We start from the raw sequence: 21,738 nt of genomic DNA on the forward strand, positions 1-21,738 counted from the left end.
CATGAGTACCATCCCGAATTTCCATGACATCCCGCGTACCACCGGTGAGGTCGTCCCCCCTGTTGATGTTCCCGGTACGGAGGCTGGTCAGATCTGGGCGACACCGGAGGGTATCGGTGTTAAGCGGGTTTACACCCGTTCGGATCGGGATACCGCCGTCCTGGGTGACGGGGGGCATTCACCGTACCCGTTAGATTCCTTTCCCGGCGCTCCTCCGTACATGCGTGGCCCGTATCCGACCATGTACACCAACCAGCCATGGACGATCCGCCAGTATGCGGGGTTCTCCACTGCGGCGGAATCGAACGCGTTCTACCGGAGGAACCTCGCGGCGGGGCAGAAGGGACTGTCCGTCGCCTTCGACCTGGCTACCCACCGTGGTTACGACTCGGATAACGAGCGTGTCCTCGGTGACGTCGGTATGGCGGGTGTGGCGATTGATTCCATTCTCGACATGCGTCAACTGTTCGAGGGTATCGATCTTGGGGCGGTGTCTGTATCGATGACGATGAACGGTGCCGTTCTGCCGATCCTCGCCCTCTACATCGTGGCTGCAGAGGAACAGGGCGTCGGACCGGAACAGCTCGCGGGGACCATCCAGAACGATATCCTCAAGGAGTTCATGGTCCGCAACACCTACATCTACCCGCCGAAACCCTCAATGCGCATCATCTCGAACATCTTCGAGTACACATCGCTGAAAATGCCGCGGTTCAACTCGATTTCGATCTCGGGCTACCATATCCAGGAGGCCGGAGCGACGGCCGATCTCGAGCTCGCGTACACCCTCGCAGATGGCGTCGAGTACATCCGTGCGGGTAAGGAGGTTGGTCTCGACGTCGATAAATTTGCACCACGACTGTCGTTCTTCTGGGGCATCTCCATGTACACGTTCATGGAGATCGCAAAGCTGCGGGCCGGGCGTCTCCTCTGGAGCGAGCTGGTCGGCGATTTTGAACCTAAGAACAAGAAGAGCCAGAGCCTACGTACCCACTCGCAGACCTCGGGATGGTCATTGACCGCGCAGGATGTCTTCAACAATGTCCCGCGCACCTGTATCGAGGCGATGGCTGCGACGCAGGGACACACCCAATCACTGCATACCAACGCGCTGGACGAGGCACTGGCTCTACCGACAGATTTCTCCGCACGCATCGCCCGGAACACTCAACTCCTGTTGCAACAGGAATCTGGAACGGTATGCCCCGTCGATCCATGGGCGGGTTCCTATTACATCGAGTGGTTGACCAATGAGCTGGCGAATCGTGCCCGAGCACATATTGAAGAGGTCGAGGCAGCAGGTGGGATGGCCCAAGCTACGGCTGAAGGCATCCCGAAACTACGTATCGAGGAATCAGCGGCCCGAACACAGGCACGCATCGATTCCGGTCGCCAGGCACTCATCGGCGTCAACAAGTACATCGCCGAGGAAGACGAGGAGATCGAGGTACTCAAGGTCGATAACACCAAGGTCCGTCAGGAACAACTCGAGAAACTCGATCGTCTCCGTGCACAACGTGACAATGATGCGGTTCAGATCGCACTGGACAAGCTCACTGAAGCCTGCCGGATGGAGTCGAAGGATGCCGGCGATCTGGAGCACAATCTACTGAAACTCGCAGTCGACTGTGCCCGCGTTCAAGCCACAGTAGGGGAGATCTCCTACGCGATGGAGAAGGTCTTCGGGCGCCACGAAGCTGAGATCCGAACATTGTCCGGGGTTTACAGGGACGAGGTTGGCAAGGAGGGAACCGTGAGCAACGTCCAGCGCGCCATCGCGATGGCCGATGCTTTCGAGGCCGAGGAGGGTCGTCGACCGCGCATCTTCATCGCGAAGATGGGCCAGGACGGACATGATCGTGGCCAGAAGGTCGTGGCCTCCGCCTACGCGGATCTCGGAATGGACGTCGATGTCGGGCCTTTGTTCCAGACGCCCGCGGAGTCAGCCCGGGCAGCCGTTGACGCCGATGTGCACGTTGTCGGAGTGTCCTCCCTCGCAGCCGGTCATCTCACCCTGGTGCCCGCGTTGAAGGACGAACTCGCCAAACTCGGTCGCGAGGACATCATGATCGTCGTTGGTGGTGTCATCCCCCCAGGGGACTTCCAGGAACTCTACGACTGCGGCGCTGCTGCGATCTATCCACCCGGCACGGTCATCGCGGATTCCGCGATCGACATGATCACGAAGTTATCGGCAAACCTCGGTTTCGACCTGCATCTACCCGATGACCTGCAGGCCACGGCTGAGAGGGCCGAGGGGCCCTGCTGTGGTACACCGGTCGAATCAGAGAAAGGCCTTTAGCCAGAATGAGCATCGACGACGGTTTCCTTGAACACCATCTCGGTTCGCTCACTACGACGGCGGGGACAGATCTCGGTTCTGCGACGGCCATCGCCCCGGAAGTGGTCCGTCGTGCCCGACGTCGTATAGATGTCGATGAGCTGTTCGAGGCAGTCAGGAACCGGGACCGGACCCGCGTATCCCGGGCGATCACGCTGCTGGAATCGAGTGCTCCTGCCCACCGGGTACTTGCTCAGGAACTCCTCGTGCGGTTGCTGCCGTTCTCCGGGGATGCGCTCAGAGTCGGGATAACCGGGGTTCCGGGGGTGGGGAAGTCGACGTTCATCGAGGCGCTCGGCATGAAGTTGATTACGGAAGGACACCGGGTTGCGGTTCTCGCAATCGATCCTTCCTCGACCAGGACACGTGGGTCCATCCTCGGAGACAAGACCCGGATGTCGAAGCTGTCGACGCAGGACGATGCGTTCATCAGGCCCTCCCCATCTGCCGGCACTCTCGGCGGTGTGGCCAAGGCCACGCGAGAAGCAATGGTGGTGTTCGAGGCTGCCGGTTTCGACGTCATTCTCGTCGAAACAGTGGGAGTGGGGCAATCGGAGGTTGCCGTATCGAATATGGTCGATTGCTTCACATTCCTTGCATTGGCGGGTGCAGGGGATCAGCTTCAGGGCATCAAGAAAGGTGTGCTGGAGATGGCCGATCTGGTGGCCATCAACAAGGCCGACGGCTCTAATATCAAAGCCGCGAAACGTGCGGCACGGGAACTGTCCGCGGCGCTCAGGATGGTGCGCAGTGAGGATTCTGTCTGGCATCCACCGACGCTGACGATGTCGGCGGTGGAGGGAGACGGTGTCGACAGGTTCTGGCAGATCGTGCGGGATCACCATGCCGCGATGCTGGAGTGCGGTCGGTTCGAGGAGAACAGGCGGGAACAGCAGGTGGGGTGGATGTGGTCGATGGTCCATGAAACCCTCCTCCAGCGACTCAACACGAATGCGCGGGTGGGGGAGATCCGAGAGCGGGTCGAGGACCGTCTGCGGCATGGACGGATCACTCCCACGCTCGCTGCTGAGAAGATACTTGAGGCCCTCGATTCAGAATGAGGTAGATGCCGGAACATTGTCGTTTCGTGCGTTGAGCGTTCCTGTCCCGTACACCCGAAGCTCTGATTAACCAGCTCAAATGCATCACCCCCGCAACCTGAGTACAGTGGTTTTCGAGGGCGGCAAACTCTATGGATAAAAGGAGACTTATATGTCTGATCTTCGTACCGACCACGGCCCCAATCCGTATGTCCTTAACATCGAGAAAGCCACGGAGGAGAACGAGAATTTCCGGGATACACTATGGACCGGCAAGTTCCTCCAGATGACGGTAATGAACATTCCCGCTGGTGGCGAAATCGGTGCTGAGGTCCACGATGACCATGATCAGTTCCTCCGTGTCGAAGCCGGAGCGGGACACGTCATGATCGGTGATGACCCGGCTAACCTCGACATCGACAGAATTGTCGAAGATGACTGGGCGATCTTCGTTCCTGCAGGCAAGTGGCACAATGTCGTCAACGAAGGAACCGAGCCTCTCAAGGTCTACTCGATCTATGCTGCTCCAGACCACGTTCACGGCACGATCCATGCCACGAAGGAAGATGCCGACAACGATCCGAACGAGCAGCACGACCACTGATCCTCGGATGAGCATGACCCGGAGACGGTACCCGACTTCCGGGTACCGTCTCCGTTGTTCGCGGGTTATAACGAGATCCTGCGTCGGTCTTTTCCCGTCGAATCCCACCATTCACCCCTGGGGGTGGTGAATGGTGGGATTGTAGGTATGGAAGTTGACACTTTATGCCGCTTCGGACCTAGGCTTGGGGGTATCACCCGGGGTTTATCAAGGACGTATCCTTCCCGGGGGAGGGGTGTCCGACGATAGGCGCCCGGAGATCTATCCGAGAGGAACATACCGCATGGAGCGCAACTGGAAAGGCCTCGTATTCATTGTTACCAGCCTGGATGGATTCATCACCCGTCCAGACGGGGACGTGAGCTGGCTCCTCGACCAGGATCACGGGGTTGAACATCCCGTGAAACACGATCCGGGTAACGCGGGTGACTTCGCCCGCGTCTTCCGGGAGAGTCACGCTGTTGTGATCAGTCGCCCGGCATTCAACAAGTTGAATGAACTCCCGGAATGGCCGTACCCGGGAAAGGACGTCATCGTGATGACGACCCAGGACTCCTTCTCGGATGATCGGGTGACCGTAGCCCGAGACCTCGACGACGTCATCGCGTTGATCGATGAACGGGGCTATACCGGAGTATTCATCGACAGTGCCGGAAAGATCCGACAGTTCCTCGAGCGGGGGCTCGTCGACGAGCTGACCGTGACGACGGTACCGCTCATCCTCGGAGACGGCGTCCCATTGTTTGGCGGTATGCGCTGCGATGTTCCACTACGGCTACTTGACGCGGGTACTACGCGGGAGGGATACATGCACGCTCGGTATGAGGTACTTCCACCGGTACCGCATTCCGAGGACCATGACGCGACGCGCCCGTACACCCCGAACGTGAAGCGACCTCATATCGACTGACGAGGTCTTTCATGACACCGGACCTCTCGGACAACATCACCAGGAACTGGGGACGTAGTTCTTGAGGAAACATCCGTAGAGGTCCACACCATTCTCACCCTGCACGATCGGATCATAGACTCGGGCCGCACCGTCGACGAGATCGAGCGGCGCATGGAATCCCTCATCTGCGAGGCGGACCTTCGTGGTGTGGGGCCGCTCATCGGTGATCCACCCGGTATCCACCGCTGTCATCAGTATCCCGTTTTCGGCGAGTTCACCCGCAGCCGTGCGCGTCAGCATGTTCAGTGCAGCTTTAGCCATGTTCGTGTGTGGGTGCCCGGGCCCCTTGTAACCTCGACCGAATACGCCCTCCATTGCCGAGACATTGACGATGTACTTGCGGCGAGCTGGAGCAGCTTCCAACGCGGGCCGCAGACGGTCCACGAGGATGAACGGCGCGGTCGCGTTGCAGAGCTGTACCTCGAGCATCTCGAGAGGATCCACCTGACCTATTCGTGCAACCCAGGAGTTGTGGGCGACCTCATCGGGGACGAGTCCACCCGCATCGATGGCGGTACCGTCTCCTATCCGGTCGAGTGCAGCCGATCCGCCGGTCATCGCGAGTGCTGCGAGCCTGGAAGCATGGGCCTGCGCGGCCGCAGCGGATGCATCCACCGGAGTGTTTCCGGATGCCCCGAGTGCAGCGATGGCGGCATCTCCATCGGTACCTGCACCGGTGAGAGCCGCGGGATGAAGTGCTGAGGTTGAGCCAAGAGAGAGCGTGTCGACGTTTCGCTCGACTCCTTCCAAAGGAGCGGACTCGGCGTCGACGAGCCCGGAATAGGCCCCGGGGGACCGGCGGACGGTCTGCGCCGCATTGTTGATGAGAATATCAAGCGACCCTGCAGATACCACGGAGTCTGCGAGGCTGATCACCTGGGCGGGATCCCGGAGATCCACACCAACAACGTGAAGTCGGTGCAACCAGTCGGGCGAATCAGCTACCGCGGTGAAGCGACGTACCGCGTCTTTCGGGAAGCGGGTCGTGATGGTGAGATCCGCACCGTCTCGGAGCAATTTCAGGGCGATGTACATCCCGATCTTCGCGCGTCCGCCGGTTAGCAGGGCACGACGCCCGTTCAGGTCGACCCGCGCTTCTCTCCGTCTGCGGTTGTCCGCCGCACAATCCGGACATAACTGGTGATGGAAGGAATCGACGAGAGTGTAGGGCTGCTTGCAGACATAGCAGTTCTGGGCGCGCTGCAAGCGTCCCGCAAATCCGTGTGGGGTAGCCACCGCACCAGGTTCGAGTTGGACGGGGGAGCCCTCCGCAGGGGTGATAAGAAGGCCGGAAGTCTCGTCATCGATCCTCCGGGGGTTTGCTGTGGCCGTCGCATGAAGGACAGCTTCGTCAGCTTTTTTCTGACGTTCCCGGGCTGCGATCTTCCGGGAGCGCTTCACCTGTTTAAACAACGCCGCGACCGAGCGTTGCACCGCGACCGAATCGGGGTGCGCGGGATCTAGTTCACCGACCTGCTCAATCACCTTGAGACAGACGGCGAGATCATCGGGATCGATGGACATGGGGGATTCCTTCGGATGGGGATGATAGGGATGGCAAACGAAGAACCGGGGGCTGCAGCATCCTCTGATGCTGCAGCCCCCGGTTACTATCTGTGTCCGGAGGGGGACTTGAACCCCCACGTCCGTTAATAGGACACTAGCACCTCAAGCTAGCGCGTCTGCCATTCCGCCACCCGGACCCGGGTGAATATCTCTTTTTGTTTCCAGCCTTTCCGGCTGGGCACTCGCATACTGTAGCCCGAAATGCATGATCGGATCAAATCCCCAGTACAAAGCATGTTTTAAGGTCTATCAGCGGATCTCGGGCATCATCGAGAAACCATTCACCGCCTGGCTAACGGTGTATCGTCTTCACATGCTCTCGACTCCACCGAACACGACCCGGCAGCGGACCTGGTCCTGGTTCGTCCCCGATCAACCTCCCGTGGAACAGCCCTTCCACGCCCGCACTTCCCGGATGTCGCCCACGCGTATGACTCTGGCGGCACTACTCAATCATCCTCGTGTCGTGGTACTCGTCATCGCAACGACCCTGGTTGCCGAAGCCTGCGGAATTGCACAGTCCCGGATCGCCGGGTGGTCGACAACCGCGGTCATCGACACCGGACACACGGCTGCCCTGATCGGGACGGTCGTTCTCCTTTTGTTCCTCCAGGGGGTGGGTTTTTGGGCTGAATCGGCGAAGATCGGCCTGAACGACATGTCGGTGGCCCGGACCGTCCATGGTCTACGGCTGGAATTGACGCGGAATCTCATGGTGCTGGAGGCCCGATCCCTTACTCCCGGAACCGTCCTGAACACCGTCGACGAAGACACGTCCGCTCTCGCAGGTGTTAAGCAGTCCTACGATTTCACGCTGTCACTCTTCTTTTATCTGTTGGGGTCAGCATTCGTCATCGGGGCCGTGGACTGGCGCCTCGCACTCGGTGTAATTGGTGGGGGAGTCTGCACCGCACTCGTGGCCGCAGGAACCGCCGGTCCGTTGACCCGGGTGGCTGAGCGTCGGCGTGCGGCAGAGTCACAGTCAATCTCTCTCGCCACGGATTTCGCACAGGGCTCCAGGATCATCAAAGGACTCGGCGCTGTGGAGACCAGCCGCATGCGTTTCGACACGATATCTGACCGTGCACTGTCCGTGATGCTCAGGGAGGTGCGCATCGGTGCACTGCTTACCGTCGTCCGACAAGCGGTTCCGGCGATCTTCAGCTTCGGTCTCGTAGTCGCGGCCGCAATTCTTGCGTTTGATAGTCACATCACACCGGGTGAGTTCCTGACGGTCGTACTGTTGGCTCCACCGGCACTCACCGTCACCGGATTCTCCCTCGGATTCTTCATCGACGTCTGGTCCAGGGCACAGGCTTCTGCGGGTAGAATCGGTGTGTTCGCCGCAGCGTTGGAGTCGCCGGACGCTGGGGCCGGTGAAATGTCCGAGGTACACCCTAAACCGGGCCTGACAGTATGGGCACCCGACACCCCGGAGGGACGTCGGGCGGCAGTGGAAAAGAGCACCATCCTGATGGCAGTTCCTGGGGTGCTCTCCCCACCACACGCGGTGAACGTCTTCGAGGGGACCCTGCGAGAAAACGTTGATCCCACCGGTGAATTGGATACGGAGACAATTCGAACTGCACTCGATGCAGCATGCTGCGGTGATATCGTGGCTCGACTCGGTGGGTACAGGCCGGATCGTTCTCTTCCGGATACCCCCATCGGCGAAGCTGGCCTGAATCTCTCTGGCGGACAGCGGCAACGCGTCGCGCTCGCCCGGGCATTAGCCGCCGACCCGGAGGTCCTGTTGCTCGACGAGCCCACCACAGGGCTCGACACAGTGACCCTCGACAACGTCGCCCGCAAGGTCAAGGCTCTTCGTGTTCGTCGCTCCACGGTGATCATCACCACGAGCCGTGCATGGTGTTCCGTCGCGGACCGGGTGCTCACGGATGCGGAGCTTCTCCGATGACCGGCACGACTCCGGTGGAGCAGCAGCATGATGCTCTCGCGCCAGCGTCCATCGGGCGGATCCGGCGCTGTCTCGGCCAACTCCCGAACCGACCGGGTCGAGCATGGTGGTTTCTCACGGCCCTCATCTTCACCCTCAATCTGAGCGCGATGACCGGATCGTCAATCCTTCTCGGCAGGTCCGTGGACATCATCTCCGGGCTCTCCGTGGCACCCTTCGGTTCCGGGAAGACTGGGTTCACCGCTCTCCTCTTCGTCGTGGGCATGCTCATGCTCATCGAGCTGGTCACTCGTCCGGCGGCCGCCTATCTCATGTTCTCCCGGACCCGGAGGCTCACCGTGGATCTTCGCAGGAGATGCCTCGCAGCAACTCTGGAGGCTCCGATCCCGGACATACTCGAACTCGGCACCGGGAATGTGATAACCCGCTTGACCAAGGACATCGACACCGCTTACCGGGTTGTCCAGACGATGGGAACCCGCTTTGTCGTCACCGTTCTCATGTTTCCCTTCACCTTCGTGGCGCTCGCATTGATCTCGTCCTGGTATCTGCTGCTCCTTCTGATCCTTCCGGTCATCTTCTGGGTGCCCGTGAAACGGACGCTCGTAGAGTTGCCCGCCGCCACAAACGCACTCTCATCAGCCCAAGCGCGCCGCAACAACATGCTCCTGGATACGATTCGCGGTATGCCGACGATTAGGGCATTCGGGATTCGGGGGTGGGCGACCGAACGGCTCCGGAGAAACTCGTGGGCGACGGTTCAGCGTGAAGCCGACCGGATCCCACTGTTCCTCCGACTTATCGGAACCGGATATCTCGCGTATGGTGTCCTGCTCGCAGGCTCGATCATGGTGTCCACGCTACTTGTCTCACAGGGGGTGCTGACCACGGGGGAAGCCTCTGCAGCGGTGGTTCTGGTGGTTCGGCTGGAGATGCATGTGTTCAACGTACTGATTTTCAGCGGAGAGGTGCAGAACGCCCTCACGGCGCTGGGTCGGGCGGTCTCTCTCGCACTGCTCGCCGACAACACTGTCGCCTCGTCGACCCCAGCGGACTGTCCTGGATGCCCCGAGGTCCGGATCGAAAATCTCGAGTTCAGGTATCCAGGAGGCTCGCCAATCATCGAGAACCTCTCGTTGACACTTGAACCGGGTACGACAACGGCCCTTGTCGGAGCGTCCGGAGCCGGAAAATCCACTCTCGCAGGTCTCATCGCAGGACTGCAGAGACCGTCCTCCGGGCGGATACTCATCGATGGAACCGACACCACCACCGTGCCCGACACATGGACCGCCCGCCAGGTGTCTCTGATCAGCCAGGAGGTACACCTCTTCTCTGGGGCGCTGCGTGACGATCTCCATATGGCCGCACCTGAAGCTGATGACGAGACTCTCATCGCGGCGTTGTCTCTGGTCGGCCTAGCCCCGGAGAGCGCGGGATGGCAGCGATGGTTGCCTGATGGGTTGGACACTCCCGTAGGAGCAGGAAACACTGATCTTGCACCGGAGATTGAACAGCAGATCTCCCTCGCCCGGATGGTTCTGATTGATCCTCCCGTTTTGATCATGGACGAAGCCACGAGTGAGGCCGGTTCGGACAGTGCGCGTAGCCTTGAGCGGGCAGCACGGACCGTCTCATCAGGACGTACATCTCTCGTGGTTGCGCATCGTCTCGACCAAGCGGTCGCCGCTGACAGGATCATCCTGATGGATCAGGGAAGGATCATCGAGGACGGTTCTCACGATGATCTTCTCGCCGCGTGTGGCCGGTATTCGGACCTATACGACAGGTGGTGCGGGTAGATTCGCCGGTACGTGTGCTGGGTCACGAAGCAACATTTCAGACCGACTTCTGTTAAAAAAGGTGCATGACTTCTTATTCAGATGACAACCGATTCCCCGCAGCCGACCCGTACGCCCCGCTGAAGGATTTGCCTTCCTTCGGACTCCGCTCCGATGATTTCGAGAACGGCGGAACGTTCTCCGAGAGGCATCTCGGTGGCAACGATGTCTCTCCGCACCTCGCGTGGTCCGATCTACCGGAAGGCACCAAGTCCATCGCGGTCACCTGCTTCGATCCTGATGCGCCGACCGGCTCAGGATTCTGGCACTGGGCGGTGTTCAACATTCCCGCTGACGTCACCGAACTCCCTTCCGGTGCAGGAGCAGAGAAGCTCGACGGTATCGACGACGCGATTAGTCTGGTGGGGGACAGTGGTATCCGTGGTTACTTCGGACCACAGCCCCCCGAGGGACATGGTCCGCACCGTTACCTTTTCGCGGTCCACGCCGTTGATGTTGAGAAGCTCGAGATTCCGGAGGATGCCACTCCGGCAATCCTCGGTTTCAACCTCTACTTCCACAGCCTTGGTCGGGCTATTCTGTGGGGCTGGCACGAGAACAAGTGATCCAATCTCAATCTGGTTCACACCACTGACGGATGGAACCACCGTCATAGTTGGTCTCTGCATCAACGAGCATCGCCCCTGTGCAGTCCGGCCGCCCATTCACGGGGGCCGGACTGCACAGGGGCCTTCTCACCTTCAGATCATTCGGCCCGCCATTGTGGTAGCCCATACTTTGTCTTCACCGAGTGTCGAGCCAGGTGCGTCCGAGAATATGTCTACGGTTCCCTCCAGGATGGCATCTGACGTATGCCGCTCAATAAGACGTGTTTATCGCGCTGAAACCAGGTGATCGAGATAGGGATACCCCCGTCCACCTGCGAAAATATGGTGATACGGGGGTCTGGACACTAGAGTCGGGAGGCGTTATGACGAAACAGACTTCCGGCGACAATCCTGAACCGCAGCCGGTGAAAGCGGTTCCCACTGCAATGCGTGTGGGTGGTGCGTTCATCGCACTCGCCATCGTCCTCGTCTTGTGGACGTTCCTTGAGGTGGTGACGAACGGGTGGTTGGCGCCTTTCTACGTGACGACGCGTTTCTTGCTCATTTGCACCGCTGCCGTGATCATTGGTAGTTCAGCGACGGCGGGCCGGACACAATACGTCACACTGGGGAGGGTGGTGGCCCTCGGTGTCGCTCTCATGTTCCTCGTCCTGAGCCGCGTACTACCCAACCACATCTTCATGGTGATGGGCCAGTACTGGTTGCCTTCCTACGCGATCGTCTCGTTACTCGCGGGCCTCATCATCAAACGACAGATGATGCCTGCTTGAGACCTCAGATATCCAGCCAGGGGAGCCCACTTCCCACAGCCTCGGAGATTCCGGAAAGACCGTGGCCCCGAATCTGGTTTGCTATTCCCTTGTGGATATCGCGGATCCAACCCGGTCCACCATAGATGAAACCGGTGTACCCCTGGAGCAACGTCGCCCCGGCGGTGATCCGTTCCCATGCCTGTTCCGGTGTTTCAATTCCACCGACGCTGATAAGGACGAGATCTGTTCCCACTCTCTCATGAAGGCGCCGCAGGATTTCGAGGGAACGATCTGCAACCGGAGGACCGGAGATTCCACCTGCCCCCATCGCCTCAACCTTCGCGGACTCGGTGTGCAGTTCCACACGCGAGACTGTAGTGTTCGTCGCCACGATACCCGCGAGACCGAGTTCCACCGCGAGATCCGCAACAGCATCAACGTCATGGTCACTAAGATCAGGGGCGATCTTCACGAGGACTGGCGCCTCCGCGACGTTCAGCACCGCAGTGAGTATCGGACGCAACGACTCAACCGCCTGCAGGTCCCGCAAACCCGGGGTGTTCGGCGAGGAGACGTTTACCACGAGAAAATCTGCCAGCCTGCCCAGCATCTTCGCAGAGGTCCGGTAATCTTCCACCGCTTCCTCCGGTGGAACCACCTTGGTCTTTCCGATGTTGATGCCGATGACGTCGTCGGATTTGCGTCGGTGGAGGTTCCGGGCGATAGCCGCGGCCCCATGGTTGTTGAAGCCCATCCTGTTGAGAATCGCCCTGTCTTCAGGAAGTCGGAACAACCTCGGATGGGGGTTGCCAGGCTGTGGGGAAGCCGTTACCGTACCAAGCTCCGCGTACCCGAAACCGAGTGCTCCCCACGCATCGGAGCAGGACGCGTTCTTGTCGAAGCCTGCGGCGAGTCCGAGGGGTTGGGGTATCTCAACCCCGAACACCTCTTGGCGGAGCAGGGGATCGGAGACCCTGATAAATCGGCTAAGTTGACGATTCGTCCAGCTCATACCGTGGAGGACCTGGAGCCCGCTCATGATGCTGTTGTGAATGCGCTCGGGGGGGAGGGTGAACATCGCTCGTAAGGCGAGGTTGTACAGAGGTCTGGAAGGCAGATCGGACATGGTGGATCCTCAAGCTCGGGAAGTCAGAAGGGGAGAAGCCGGGCTACCGTGAAAAGCACGGTACCGGCCCCGGGAAACATACTACGGTGCGCCATGGGTGTCACCGCTCTGATGCCGGAGTAGCTACGGAGAAGCCGTGCCGCCGACAGTAGCGATCAGGGTATCGGCACCCACCACCTGGATACCGTCACCGCTAGCGGAGACGGCGACAAGTTCTCCGCTATCCGTGATACTCAAACCTCGGACGCCAGCGACGGAACGAACGGTACCGGTGGCAACGGGGACCCCCCCTGCGACTGAATACGCGGTAATGACGTTGTCTGCGGTATCCGACACCCAGACAACATGGTTATCGGGGTCCCAGGTCAAAGCCCAAGGGCTGGTACCTGCCGGAGCCATCTGGTGCAGCATGATGACGGGGCTGGTGGTGTAGACGAGAAGCTGGCCGCCACGGGTGTCCGATGCGAAGAGCACACCCGTGCCAGGTTCACCGACTGCCATGCGGCCGACACCGAGCCCCGCGCGCAGTGCGGCACCGGGTTTCGCATTCGTCCAGTCGACACCACTGATGACGATGTTGCCCCTGTCTATGAGGACTGCACGATCAGCCTGCCCATCGACAGGTACCGTGACGAGTTGGTCGACGGAATCTTTGATGCGGATGTCAGCCGTGATGTCCGCAGCACCGGAACCATCGGGTTTGAGTACCAGAACATCCCCTGCGTCGGCGAAACCCGCGAGGATACGTCCGTCACCGGTCAGTGCTGCTGTGGTGACCGGAGCGGAGACCTTAACTGTCCCGGACTGATCCGGGGAATCCACGTCGATCACATGTATGACCCCACCACCGGAACCGTCCGGACAAGCCAGAACAAAACGCGATTCACGAGCGGACAGCGGTCCGCATTCAGCGGCGACATCGACTGCGGTGAAGCCCCCGTTCTGTAGTTGGCGCAAAGTCCCGACCCCAAGATGTGACTCGGACCGAACCGCGAGAACGTCACCGTCCGCAACCGCAAGATCGATCAGATTCTCACCCGCGAGCACACCCGCCGGCCTGAACACCTCACCCTCGGGGTTCTCCGCGGGGGGCGAATCAACGACTGTCGCACCGGAAAGTTCCGGCAGCGATGAGCCGTCAGTCGGTGAGGGAGCGTTGCAGGCGGAGAGCGTGACGGCAGCAACGGCGAATACGGCTGTCAGGGGGAAACGACGTCGGTTACTCACACCGGGGACGTTACCAGAGGTCCAGGATGCTCCACCGATCCCGGGGGAACCAGGGAAAGACCAGTTCAGAACACGACTTTCACAGAACCGGAGGCTACAGGGAGACCTCGTCCAACGCAGCCCGAATCGCCTTGGGTAATCCGGCGTCGAGTCCCTCAAGAACCTCATCCAACTGCGTCACCGTCCGGGCCCCGATTACCGCTGATGTCACCGGGCTCTGGTCGCGGAGCCACGCGATTGCGGCGGCCACCGGAGGGATGTCCAATCCCTCGGCGGCGGTACACAACGCCTCAACGACTGGTGTGCTCCGTGGTACGAGGAGCCCCTGGACCTCCGCACCGTGGCGTGGCGACGCACCGCGGGAGTCAACAGGGATACGCTGCCGGTATTTCCCGGTCAGAACCCCCTGCGCGAGTGGAGCAGCAGCGAAGAAACCAACCCCGAGATGTTCGGTAGCCGGAAGCAGTTCCTCCTCGACCCGTCTGTCAAGGAGACTGTAACCGGCCTGCGCCACAACGATCGTCGTGTGTCTGCTCTTGGCCTGGGTCACCGCTAGTTGCCAACCTGTATAGCCCCGCACCCCGGCATACCGGGCTCTCCCGGAGGTAACAGCCCAATCGAGGGCGTCGGCCACCTCTTCCGGAGGTGTCCTCGGATCCCAGAATCCGACGTTCCAGATATCCACGTGGTCGGTTCCGAGAACATGGAGGGTTCTGTCAAGCTGCGCGATGAGAGCACGCCGTGAACAGTCCACTCGCCGGCCGAGAGGGAGCGTGGGATCGACTCCCGCTGAGGAGGACAGTACGAGACGCCCCCGGTCAACGACATCACGACGTAGTAGGTAGCCGAGAAGTTTCTCTGCTGCACCGTCTGCATACGCAGGGGAGGTATCGATCAGAGTTCCTCCAGCAGAAACGAACGCTCGCAGGATCGCGCCGGCGTCTTCTTCCGGGGTCACCTCACCCCAGGTGGACACACCCAGCCCCAGTTCGGAAACCCGTAATCCACTCATACCCACCAAGTTCTCTCTCACGGGCACCACCCTAGCGGCCCCACGGAGTACGGTGTGATGCGTGAGTCTGATGAGTCTTCTCGCCGGCATTCTGCCCGGCCGTACCCAAGTGTCCCTGACCGCTGCGAACCCGTCCATCAACGACGCCGCCGACCTTATGCAGCCACTGCACACTGCCGCGGGGGGGACACCTGAACACATGAGTTGGGCTCAGACCGTGGTTCTCTCCATTGTCCAAGGACTCACCGAGTTCCTGCCGGTGAGCTCCTCGGGACACCTGCGCATCGTCAGTTCACTGTTCTTTGGACAGGATGCTGGTGCCTCGTTCACCGCAGTCGTTCAGCTTGGTACCGAAGCCGCTGTCCTGGTCTATTTCGCCAGGGACATATGGCGGATCGCCACCGGATGGTTCCGTGGGCTGGCAGATAGGTCTAGGCGGGGGCTTGATTACCGTATGGGATGGATGGTCATCGTTGGAACGCTTCCCGTCGGGGTTCTCGGATACCTGGGTAAGGATCTGATCCGGGACAATCTGCGCAACCTCTGGATCACCGCGGCCATGCTCGTGCTGTTCAGCTTCGTTTTCATCGCCGCTGAGCGATGGGGATCCAAGAAGCGGTCCTTCGAGAACCTCACTATGCGGGACGCGGTTGTCATGGGCTTCGCACAATGTCTTGCGTTGATTCCGGGGGTGTCGCGGTCAGGCGGCACGATTTCCGCAGGCCTCTTCCTCGGGCTCGACCGCGAAGTCGCCGCTCGATTCTCGTTTCTACTCGCCATACCCGCTGTACTCGCTTCGGGTCTCTTCTCTCTCCCGGATGCCTTCGCCCCGGAAGCTGGGCAGGCGGCCTCCGCCGCTCAGCTCATCGTCGGAACCGGCATCGCTTTCGCCGTGGGCTACGCATCCATCGCCTGGCTACTGAAGTTCGTGTCCAACCACTCGTTCTCGTGGTTCGCCGCTTACCGCATCCCGGTAGGCGTCGCAGTGATGGGCCTGCTCGCGGCAGGTGTTCTACAGCCGTGACCCCGGATAGCATGTCGGTCTCAGGGTCAGTCCCCGGAACTTTGGAGGCCTCACGCTAGAGTTATCTCCATGCATTCCTGGCCTGCACCCGTGGTCCCCGTTGTCGAGGGGCCCGCAGTAGCACTGAAATTGTACGATACAGCGGACCGCAGAATCCGGCCCGTCAGTGTCACGGGGAATTCCGTCGGCATGTACGTCTGCGGTATCACCCCCTATGATTCGACCCACCTCGGCCACGCGGCGACCTATCTAACCTTCGATCTGATCAACCGTCAGTTACGGGACAACGGGCACTCCGTCCGTTACGTACAGAATGTGACCGACGTGGATGATCCCCTGTTCGAGCGCGCCACTCGTGATAACGTCGATTGGCGGGAGCTCGGGCGAGATCAGACCGATCTGTTCCGTTCCGACATGACGTCTCTCCGGGTGATTCCGCCGACCGATTTCATCGCGGTAACCGACATCGTCAATGAAGTGGTTGACATCATCTCGACCCTGTTGGACAACGATAGCGCATACGTTGTGGAGGACGAGTTTCCCGACATCTACGCAGCCCTCAAAGCAACCCCCAACTTCGGTTACGAGTCGAATTATGACCGTTCGACGATGACGAAGTACTTCACCGAGCGTGGAGGTGACCCGAATCGTATCGGAAAACGGGATCCACTGGATGCACTTATCTGGCGGGCTGCACGGCCCGGCGAACCCAGATGGGACGCGCCCTTCGGAGCGGGCCGCCCCGGCTGGCACATCGAGTGCGCCGCAATCGCGCTGAATCGCCTCGGTTCCCGGTTCACAATCCAGGGGGGAGGCACAGATCTCATATTCCCTCACCACGAATACAGTGCCGCGCACGTTGAAGCTGCGACCGGGTCCGAACGAATGGCCGGGCACTATGTACACAGTGCGATGATCGGTCTCGAAGGAACCAAGATGAGTAAATCTCTGGGAAACCTTGTGTTCGTGCACAAACTCACAGCTTCCGGTCATGATCCTGGTGCCATCCGGTTGGGAGTCTTCGCGGGTCACTACCGGAGTGACCGAGACTGGTCAGACCGGATTCTCGCGGTCGCTGAGGCACGTCTCGCACTGTGGCGTTCCGCCGCAGTCAAGGCGACCGACGTCGATGCCGCACGGAGCCTAATCCGGGAGGTCCGGGAAGCTCTCGCCGATGATCTCGACACGCCTCGGGCGCTGGTGGCTGTGGACAGATGGGCGGAGGATGTGTGCGCGGGGCAGGAAAATCTTGCGCTGGCCGACGAAGCCGGGATGCTGGTCTCCGGAGCACTCGACGCCTTGATGGGGGTTGCGCTCATCGGCGACGCCCACTGAAGAATAGGCCACAGGTGTTCCGAATGATGGGGTACTTCAATTCGGCTGGCCTCTCTGATACACAATGGAGGCATGACCTCCATGAGTATCAGCCAGCAGTTCGCTCCGGACGTTGATGAGTTCATCGACGATCTTGAGACTTTCGCTTCGGGATCCTATCTCGGGAAGGACGAGAAGGAGTTCTGGGATCAACCCTTCGACCCCTCTGTGCTCCCGACTCTCCGCACAATCCTCATGGGTTTTCTGACAGAACTCGATCTGCTCCCGGCATCCCCCGGTGCAGAGAACATCATTGATGCCGTGACCCGGTTCATCACCGCAGTGGAGACCTTCAACGTCCGGCACGCAGATGCTGTCATTGAGCCGGAAGAGTTCGATGAACTCAACAGTCTGATCTTTCGAGCCATCACAGCAACCGGTTTCATCCCGCCCGAGGTCGAAGACCCCGAAGACGGCTTCGTACTTCCCAGGTTCGAATAGGCGTGGTGCGGAAAAACATGGCTGCCCCCCAATTTGATCAGCTACCTGCGGCCGTCATCTGGGACATGGATGGTACGGTGACCGACACTGAACCACTGTGGGCCGTCGCCACCTACGAGATGAGCGAGAAAATGGGACGTCGGCTCACCACAGAGAAGCATGCGACAACGGTGGGGGGATCATTCGACAACACCTTCCGTGTCTGTGCGGAGCACGCCGGTGTCACCCCGGATCAGGCCGCGAAAGAACGTTACCGGCGGATTCTGTTCGACCGTTTCGCGGAGCTGTTCACCGAACGCCCCACCCTCAATCCGGGGGTTCACGAACTGCTCCGGGATCTTAAGCATCGGGGCATCGCGATGTATATCGCGACCAACACTCCCAGGGAGCTTGCTGATCCGGTGATCGCAGCGGTCGGCCGGGATCTCTTCGTTGACACGGTGTGCGGTGATGAGGTTCCCAAAGGGAAGCCCGCCCCAGACATCTACCTGGAGGTCGCACGGCGAGCGGGCCTCTCACCATGGGATTGTCTGGTCTTCGAGGACTCTGCGACCGGAATGCGTGCGGCACATGATGCCGGGTGCCGGGTCATCGGTGTCCCCGGGGATATGACCCTGGAACGACCAACGGGAGTACCCACCCTCGGGGAGTTGACCGGCCGACCTGAACTTGTCGGCGCGGACTTCCGTGGACTCGACGTCGATGCGATCGGGGTTCTGTTTCGTCGCCTAACCCGTACTCCTGCACCGGTGGTGGGAAAGGATGTGCAAGAATGATTCGCGTGAAAGACTTCGACGCCCTCTACGCTGAACTACTCTCCCGCGCGACCGAACGCCCCGAAGGTTCGGGTACGGTGGTCGCTCTCGATGCGGGTATCCATTCCCAGGGGAAGAAGGTCGTCGAGGAGGCTGCGGAAGTCTGGATGGCCGCAGAGTTCCAGTCGGACGAGGAGCTGGCCGAGGAGATTTCGCAACTCCTCTACTGGACCCAAGTGATCATGGTCGCCAGAGGCCTCAAACCCGAGGACGTGTACAAGCATCTCTGACGGCGCCACATCATCCGTCCGTCCACCATCTCTCTGAAAGATCCCCGGGAAAACATGCTCAAAGTCGCAGTACCTAATAAGGGCTCGCTGTCCGAGGCAGCAGTCGAGATTCTCTCCGAGGCAGGATATGTCGGCCGCGGCGATAGCAAGGCGCTGACGGTCACTGACAAAGCCAACAAGGTCGAGTTCTTTTTCCTCCGACCCAAGGACATCGCGATCTACGTGGCGAGTGGCCAACTGGATCTCGGTATTACTGGGCGTGACCTTGCGGCTGATTCTCTCGCGAACGTCCAGGAGGTTCTTTCCCTGGGTTTCGGGAGTTCAACCTTCAGGTATGCTGCACCTGCCGGGGAGGGCTGGACCGTCGATGATCTCGATGGAAAACGTATCGCCACGTCCTACCCGAACCTGGTTCGCTCTGATTTGGCGTCTCGAGGTCAGACAGCGGAGGTCATCCGACTTGACGGTGCTGTCGAGATCTCGATCCGACTCGGTGTCGCGGATGTGATCGCGGACGTTGTTTCCACCGGCCGGACGCTCCGGAAACAGGGACTCGAGCCTTTTGGCGAGACTCTGGTCACTTCGGAAGCCGTCATCGTCGGTCGGGCAGGCGAGAAGGTCACCCCGGAGCAGCGGGTTCTTCTGCGTCGTATCGAGGGTATTCTCCATGCCCAGAACTACCTGATGCTCGATTACAATGTCCCGCGGTCGCTACTCGACGCAGCAACCGCACTGACCCCGGGTATCTCCGGGCCAACGGTATCTCCACTAGCGTTGGAGGACTGGGTCGCGGTTCGCGCGATGATCCCGCGCAGCACTGCTAATGACGTGATGGACGAGCTCGATGAGTTAGGCGCAGAGGCGATTCTTGCCTCGGAGATCCGAATCGCTCGGCTCTGACCTCCACACGCGACCCCCGTAGCCGAATGTCGGCGTCACGGGGGTCTTTTCTCGCTACCGGAGTCACCAGAATCGGAAATTAGGCAGGTGCTCCACGCCCGTATACCATGCTCCACCCGGGGCGAATCATCCCCGCCATCGATCGTGCACACTCGTACCAGACGCATGATGCGCCTTGGATCAAGGCCAGGAAGAAGGCCTTTAACTGCAGGAACATCCTGCATGGTGGTGCACAATCAGCCACGAACTCCGCCGATCACGATAGCAACCTCCAGATCCACCTCCGTGTACTCGATCCTCGTTATGCTGGGGGGAACGAGTGGCCTTCGCGATACCCGAGTACCAAATGCTCAGGACACTCCAGGAAGAAGAGACCCACAGAGAGGTGGCACACGACATGGCCAAATCATCCAAGCGGAAGCCCACGACGGCGAAGGCAAAACGGGAAACCGGAACGAATAAAAGCCCCGACGAGCCATCTGCAACGCACGACGCCGTCATCGAATCGGACGAAGTGAAGGACTCCACTACTGCCACGCAGACAGCCGATGCCCCGGCGACAGGTGCCAGGCATGGAGAAAGCCGTACCCGAACTGAGGTGGATCTGCTTGGGGAACTGGACGTTCCGGATGAGGCCTACTACGGTATTCACACGCTCCGTGCAATGGAGAACTTCCGGATCTCCCGGATCACGGTCAACGAAATCCCGGAGTTCATCCGTGGCATGGTCCAGGTGAAGAAGGCCAGTGCCCTGGCCAATCGCAGGCTGCACACTCTTCCCGCCAAGAAGTGCGAGGCGATTATCTGGGCGTGTGACCAGATTCTGGTCGAGGGACGGTGCATGGACCAGTTCCCGCTCGATGTCTTCCAGGGCGGTGCCGGAACCAGCCTGAACATGAACACCAATGAGGTAATCGCGAACCTGGCGCTGGAGTATCTGGGAAAGCCGAAGGGTGCCTACGACATCATCAACCCGAATGATGACGTCAACATGAGCCAATCCACCAATGACGCCTACCCGACAGGATTCCGGCTCGGTGTTCACTACGCTCTCAATGACCTGATCGATTCCTTCGATGCTCTCGAAAGTTCCTTCGCCGCGAAGGGACACGAGTTCGTGGACATCCTGAAGATGGGTCGCACACAGCTCCAGGATGCGGTTCCCATGACACTCGGTGAGGAGTTTGCCGCCTTCGCCCACAATCTGTCTGAGGAGCGCGTCATCCTCCGCGATGCCTCGGAGCGTCTCCTGGAGGTCAATCTCGGGGCGACAGCCATCGGCACCGGAGTGAATACTCCAGCCGGCTACCGACACCAGGTCACGGCTTCCCTCAGTGAAGTCACGGGGCTGGAGGTCAAGTCAGCGAAGGACCTCATTGAGGCGACGAGCGACTGCGGTGCCTACGTTCTCGCTCATGGCGCGGTGAAGCGAGCCGCGATGAAGCTGTCGAAGATCTGCAACGATCTACGCCTGTTGTCCTCCGGTCCACGGGCCGGCCTGAACGAGATCAACCTCCCGGCCCGCCAGGCCGGTTCATCGATCATGCCTGCCAAGGTCAACCCGGTTATTCCCGAGGTCTGCAACCAGGTGTGCTTCAAGGTGTTCGGCAATGACATCACCGTTACCATGGCCGCCGAGGCTGGCCAGCTCCAGCTCAACGTCATGGAGCCGGTGATCGGGGAGTCCCTGTTCCAATCGATCCGCATCCTCCGGAACGCCGTCGAGACGCTCCGCACCAAGTGTGTCGACGGAATCACCGCGAACGAGGACGTCTGTCGGGCGTACGTCGACAACTCGATCGGAATCGTGACCTACCTGAACCCGTTCATCGGTCACCATAACGGTGACCTCATAGGTAAAGAAGCAGCAGAGACCGGCAAGACCGTTCGCGAGCTCGTCCTTGAGAAGGGACTGATGGACGCCGAGACCCTGGATCAAGTACTGAGCAAGGAGAATCTCATGCATCCGGTCTTCCGCGGGCAGCTTCACCTCGACCGTTAGGATT

19 protein-coding genes and 1 tRNA gene are annotated in these 21,738 nt (G+C 60.1%); 15 read left to right on the top strand and 5 right to left on the bottom strand.

The window, feature by feature from the left end; translation table 11 throughout:
• Nucleotide 1: 1 nt before the first annotated feature.
• From scpA to QWU43_RS03740, 4 genes are all read left to right on the top strand, one after another.
• Nucleotides 2-2,302, top strand: coding sequence for a methylmalonyl-CoA mutase (gene scpA, locus QWU43_RS03725; protein ID WP_370917134.1), 2,301 nt, complete (start codon nt 2-4; stop codon nt 2,300-2,302).
• 5 nt (nt 2,303-2,307) lie between these two features.
• Complete coding sequence (gene meaB / locus QWU43_RS03730) at nt 2,308-3,402, top strand: methylmalonyl Co-A mutase-associated GTPase MeaB (RefSeq protein ID WP_370917135.1); 1,095 nt, start codon at nt 2,308-2,310, stop codon at nt 3,400-3,402.
• Nucleotides 3,403-3,553: 151 nt separating this feature from the next.
• Nucleotides 3,554-3,985, top strand: a complete 432-nt coding sequence (locus tag QWU43_RS03735; protein ID WP_370914165.1) for a cupin domain-containing protein — start codon at nt 3,554-3,556, stop codon at nt 3,983-3,985.
• Between the two features lie 235 nt (nt 3,986-4,220).
• On the top strand, nt 4,221-4,895 hold the full coding sequence (locus QWU43_RS03740) for a dihydrofolate reductase family protein (RefSeq protein ID WP_370917136.1): 675 nt from the start codon (nt 4,221-4,223) through the stop codon (nt 4,893-4,895).
• Between the two features lie 36 nt (nt 4,896-4,931).
• Here QWU43_RS03740 and QWU43_RS03745 read toward each other — a convergent pair whose 3' ends face one another.
• Both QWU43_RS03745 and QWU43_RS03750 read right to left on the bottom strand, forming a co-directional pair.
• Nucleotides 4,932-6,461, bottom strand: coding sequence for an SDR family NAD(P)-dependent oxidoreductase (locus tag QWU43_RS03745; protein WP_370917137.1), 1,530 nt, complete (start codon nt 6,459-6,461; stop codon nt 4,932-4,934).
• Nucleotides 6,462-6,554: 93 nt separating this feature from the next.
• Nucleotides 6,555-6,640, bottom strand: a tRNA-Leu gene (locus QWU43_RS03750).
• A gap of 68 nt (nt 6,641-6,708) precedes the next feature.
• Between QWU43_RS03750 and QWU43_RS03755 the strand changes: the two genes are divergently transcribed.
• The 4 genes from QWU43_RS03755 (at nt 6,709) to QWU43_RS03770 (ending at nt 11,601) form a co-directional block, all read left to right on the top strand.
• Entirely contained in the window at nt 6,709-8,421 is a 1,713-nt protein-coding gene (locus QWU43_RS03755; RefSeq protein ID WP_370917138.1) for an ABC transporter transmembrane domain-containing protein, read from the top strand.
• Nucleotides 8,418-10,223, top strand: a complete 1,806-nt coding sequence (locus tag QWU43_RS03760; protein WP_370914169.1) for an ABC transporter ATP-binding protein — start codon at nt 8,418-8,420, stop codon at nt 10,221-10,223. The genes QWU43_RS03755 and QWU43_RS03760 overlap by 4 nt, the downstream gene beginning before the upstream one ends.
• A 65-nt stretch (nt 10,224-10,288) precedes the next feature.
• Nucleotides 10,289-10,828: a YbhB/YbcL family Raf kinase inhibitor-like protein gene (locus QWU43_RS03765; RefSeq protein ID WP_370914170.1), complete on the top strand. Its 540-nt coding sequence runs from the start codon at nt 10,289-10,291 to the stop codon at nt 10,826-10,828.
• A 365-nt stretch (nt 10,829-11,193) separates the two neighbouring features.
• The gene (locus tag QWU43_RS03770; protein ID WP_370914171.1) at nt 11,194-11,601 is read left to right on the top strand and encodes a hypothetical protein; all 408 of its coding nucleotides are present in this window, start codon (nt 11,194-11,196) and stop codon (nt 11,599-11,601) included.
• A gap of 4 nt (nt 11,602-11,605) precedes the next feature.
• Here QWU43_RS03770 and QWU43_RS03775 read toward each other — a convergent pair whose 3' ends face one another.
• The 3 genes from QWU43_RS03775 to QWU43_RS03785 form a co-directional block, all read right to left on the bottom strand.
• The gene (locus tag QWU43_RS03775; protein ID WP_370917139.1) at nt 11,606-12,709 is read right to left on the bottom strand and encodes a quinone-dependent dihydroorotate dehydrogenase; all 1,104 of its coding nucleotides are present in this window, start codon (nt 12,707-12,709) and stop codon (nt 11,606-11,608) included.
• 123 nt (nt 12,710-12,832) lie between these two features.
• The gene (locus QWU43_RS03780; RefSeq protein ID WP_370917140.1) at nt 12,833-13,936 is read right to left on the bottom strand and encodes a YncE family protein; all 1,104 of its coding nucleotides are present in this window, start codon (nt 13,934-13,936) and stop codon (nt 12,833-12,835) included.
• Between the two features lie 94 nt (nt 13,937-14,030).
• Nucleotides 14,031-14,948 (bottom strand): aldo/keto reductase, encoded by a 918-nt coding sequence (locus QWU43_RS03785; protein ID WP_370914306.1) that lies wholly within the window; start codon nt 14,946-14,948, stop codon nt 14,031-14,033.
• A gap of 199 nt (nt 14,949-15,147) precedes the next feature.
• Here QWU43_RS03785 and QWU43_RS03790 point away from each other — a divergent pair, with 199 nt between their 5' ends.
• The 7 genes from QWU43_RS03790 (at nt 15,148) to aspA (ending at nt 21,734) form a co-directional block, all read left to right on the top strand.
• A complete protein-coding gene (locus QWU43_RS03790; protein ID WP_370914307.1) occupies nt 15,148-15,972 on the top strand; it encodes an undecaprenyl-diphosphate phosphatase in 825 nt (274 codons plus the stop codon).
• A gap of 69 nt (nt 15,973-16,041) precedes the next feature.
• On the top strand, nt 16,042-17,307 hold the full coding sequence (mshC, locus tag QWU43_RS03795; protein ID WP_370917141.1) for a cysteine--1-D-myo-inosityl 2-amino-2-deoxy-alpha-D-glucopyranoside ligase: 1,266 nt from the start codon (nt 16,042-16,044) through the stop codon (nt 17,305-17,307).
• A gap of 72 nt (nt 17,308-17,379) precedes the next feature.
• Nucleotides 17,380-17,787: a hypothetical protein gene (locus tag QWU43_RS03800; RefSeq protein WP_370914175.1), complete on the top strand. Its 408-nt coding sequence runs from the start codon at nt 17,380-17,382 to the stop codon at nt 17,785-17,787.
• A gap of 17 nt (nt 17,788-17,804) precedes the next feature.
• Nucleotides 17,805-18,563, top strand: a complete 759-nt coding sequence (locus QWU43_RS03805; protein WP_370917142.1) for an HAD family hydrolase — start codon at nt 17,805-17,807, stop codon at nt 18,561-18,563.
• Entirely contained in the window at nt 18,560-18,832 is a 273-nt protein-coding gene (locus QWU43_RS03810) for a phosphoribosyl-ATP diphosphatase (protein ID WP_370914177.1), read from the top strand. The genes QWU43_RS03805 and QWU43_RS03810 overlap by 4 nt, the downstream gene beginning before the upstream one ends.
• Nucleotides 18,833-18,886: 54 nt before the next feature.
• Nucleotides 18,887-19,732, top strand: a complete 846-nt coding sequence (gene hisG, locus QWU43_RS03815; RefSeq protein WP_370914178.1) for an ATP phosphoribosyltransferase — start codon at nt 18,887-18,889, stop codon at nt 19,730-19,732.
• Between the two features lie 397 nt (nt 19,733-20,129).
• Nucleotides 20,130-21,734, top strand: coding sequence for an aspartate ammonia-lyase (gene aspA / locus QWU43_RS03820; protein WP_370917143.1), 1,605 nt, complete (start codon nt 20,130-20,132; stop codon nt 21,732-21,734).
• Nucleotides 21,735-21,738: the final 4 nt, after the last annotated feature.

Origin of the sequence: Corynebacterium sp. CCM 9204 (assembly GCF_041357695.1) — a bacterium.
Lineage (GTDB): Bacteria > Actinomycetota > Actinomycetes > Mycobacteriales > Mycobacteriaceae > Corynebacterium.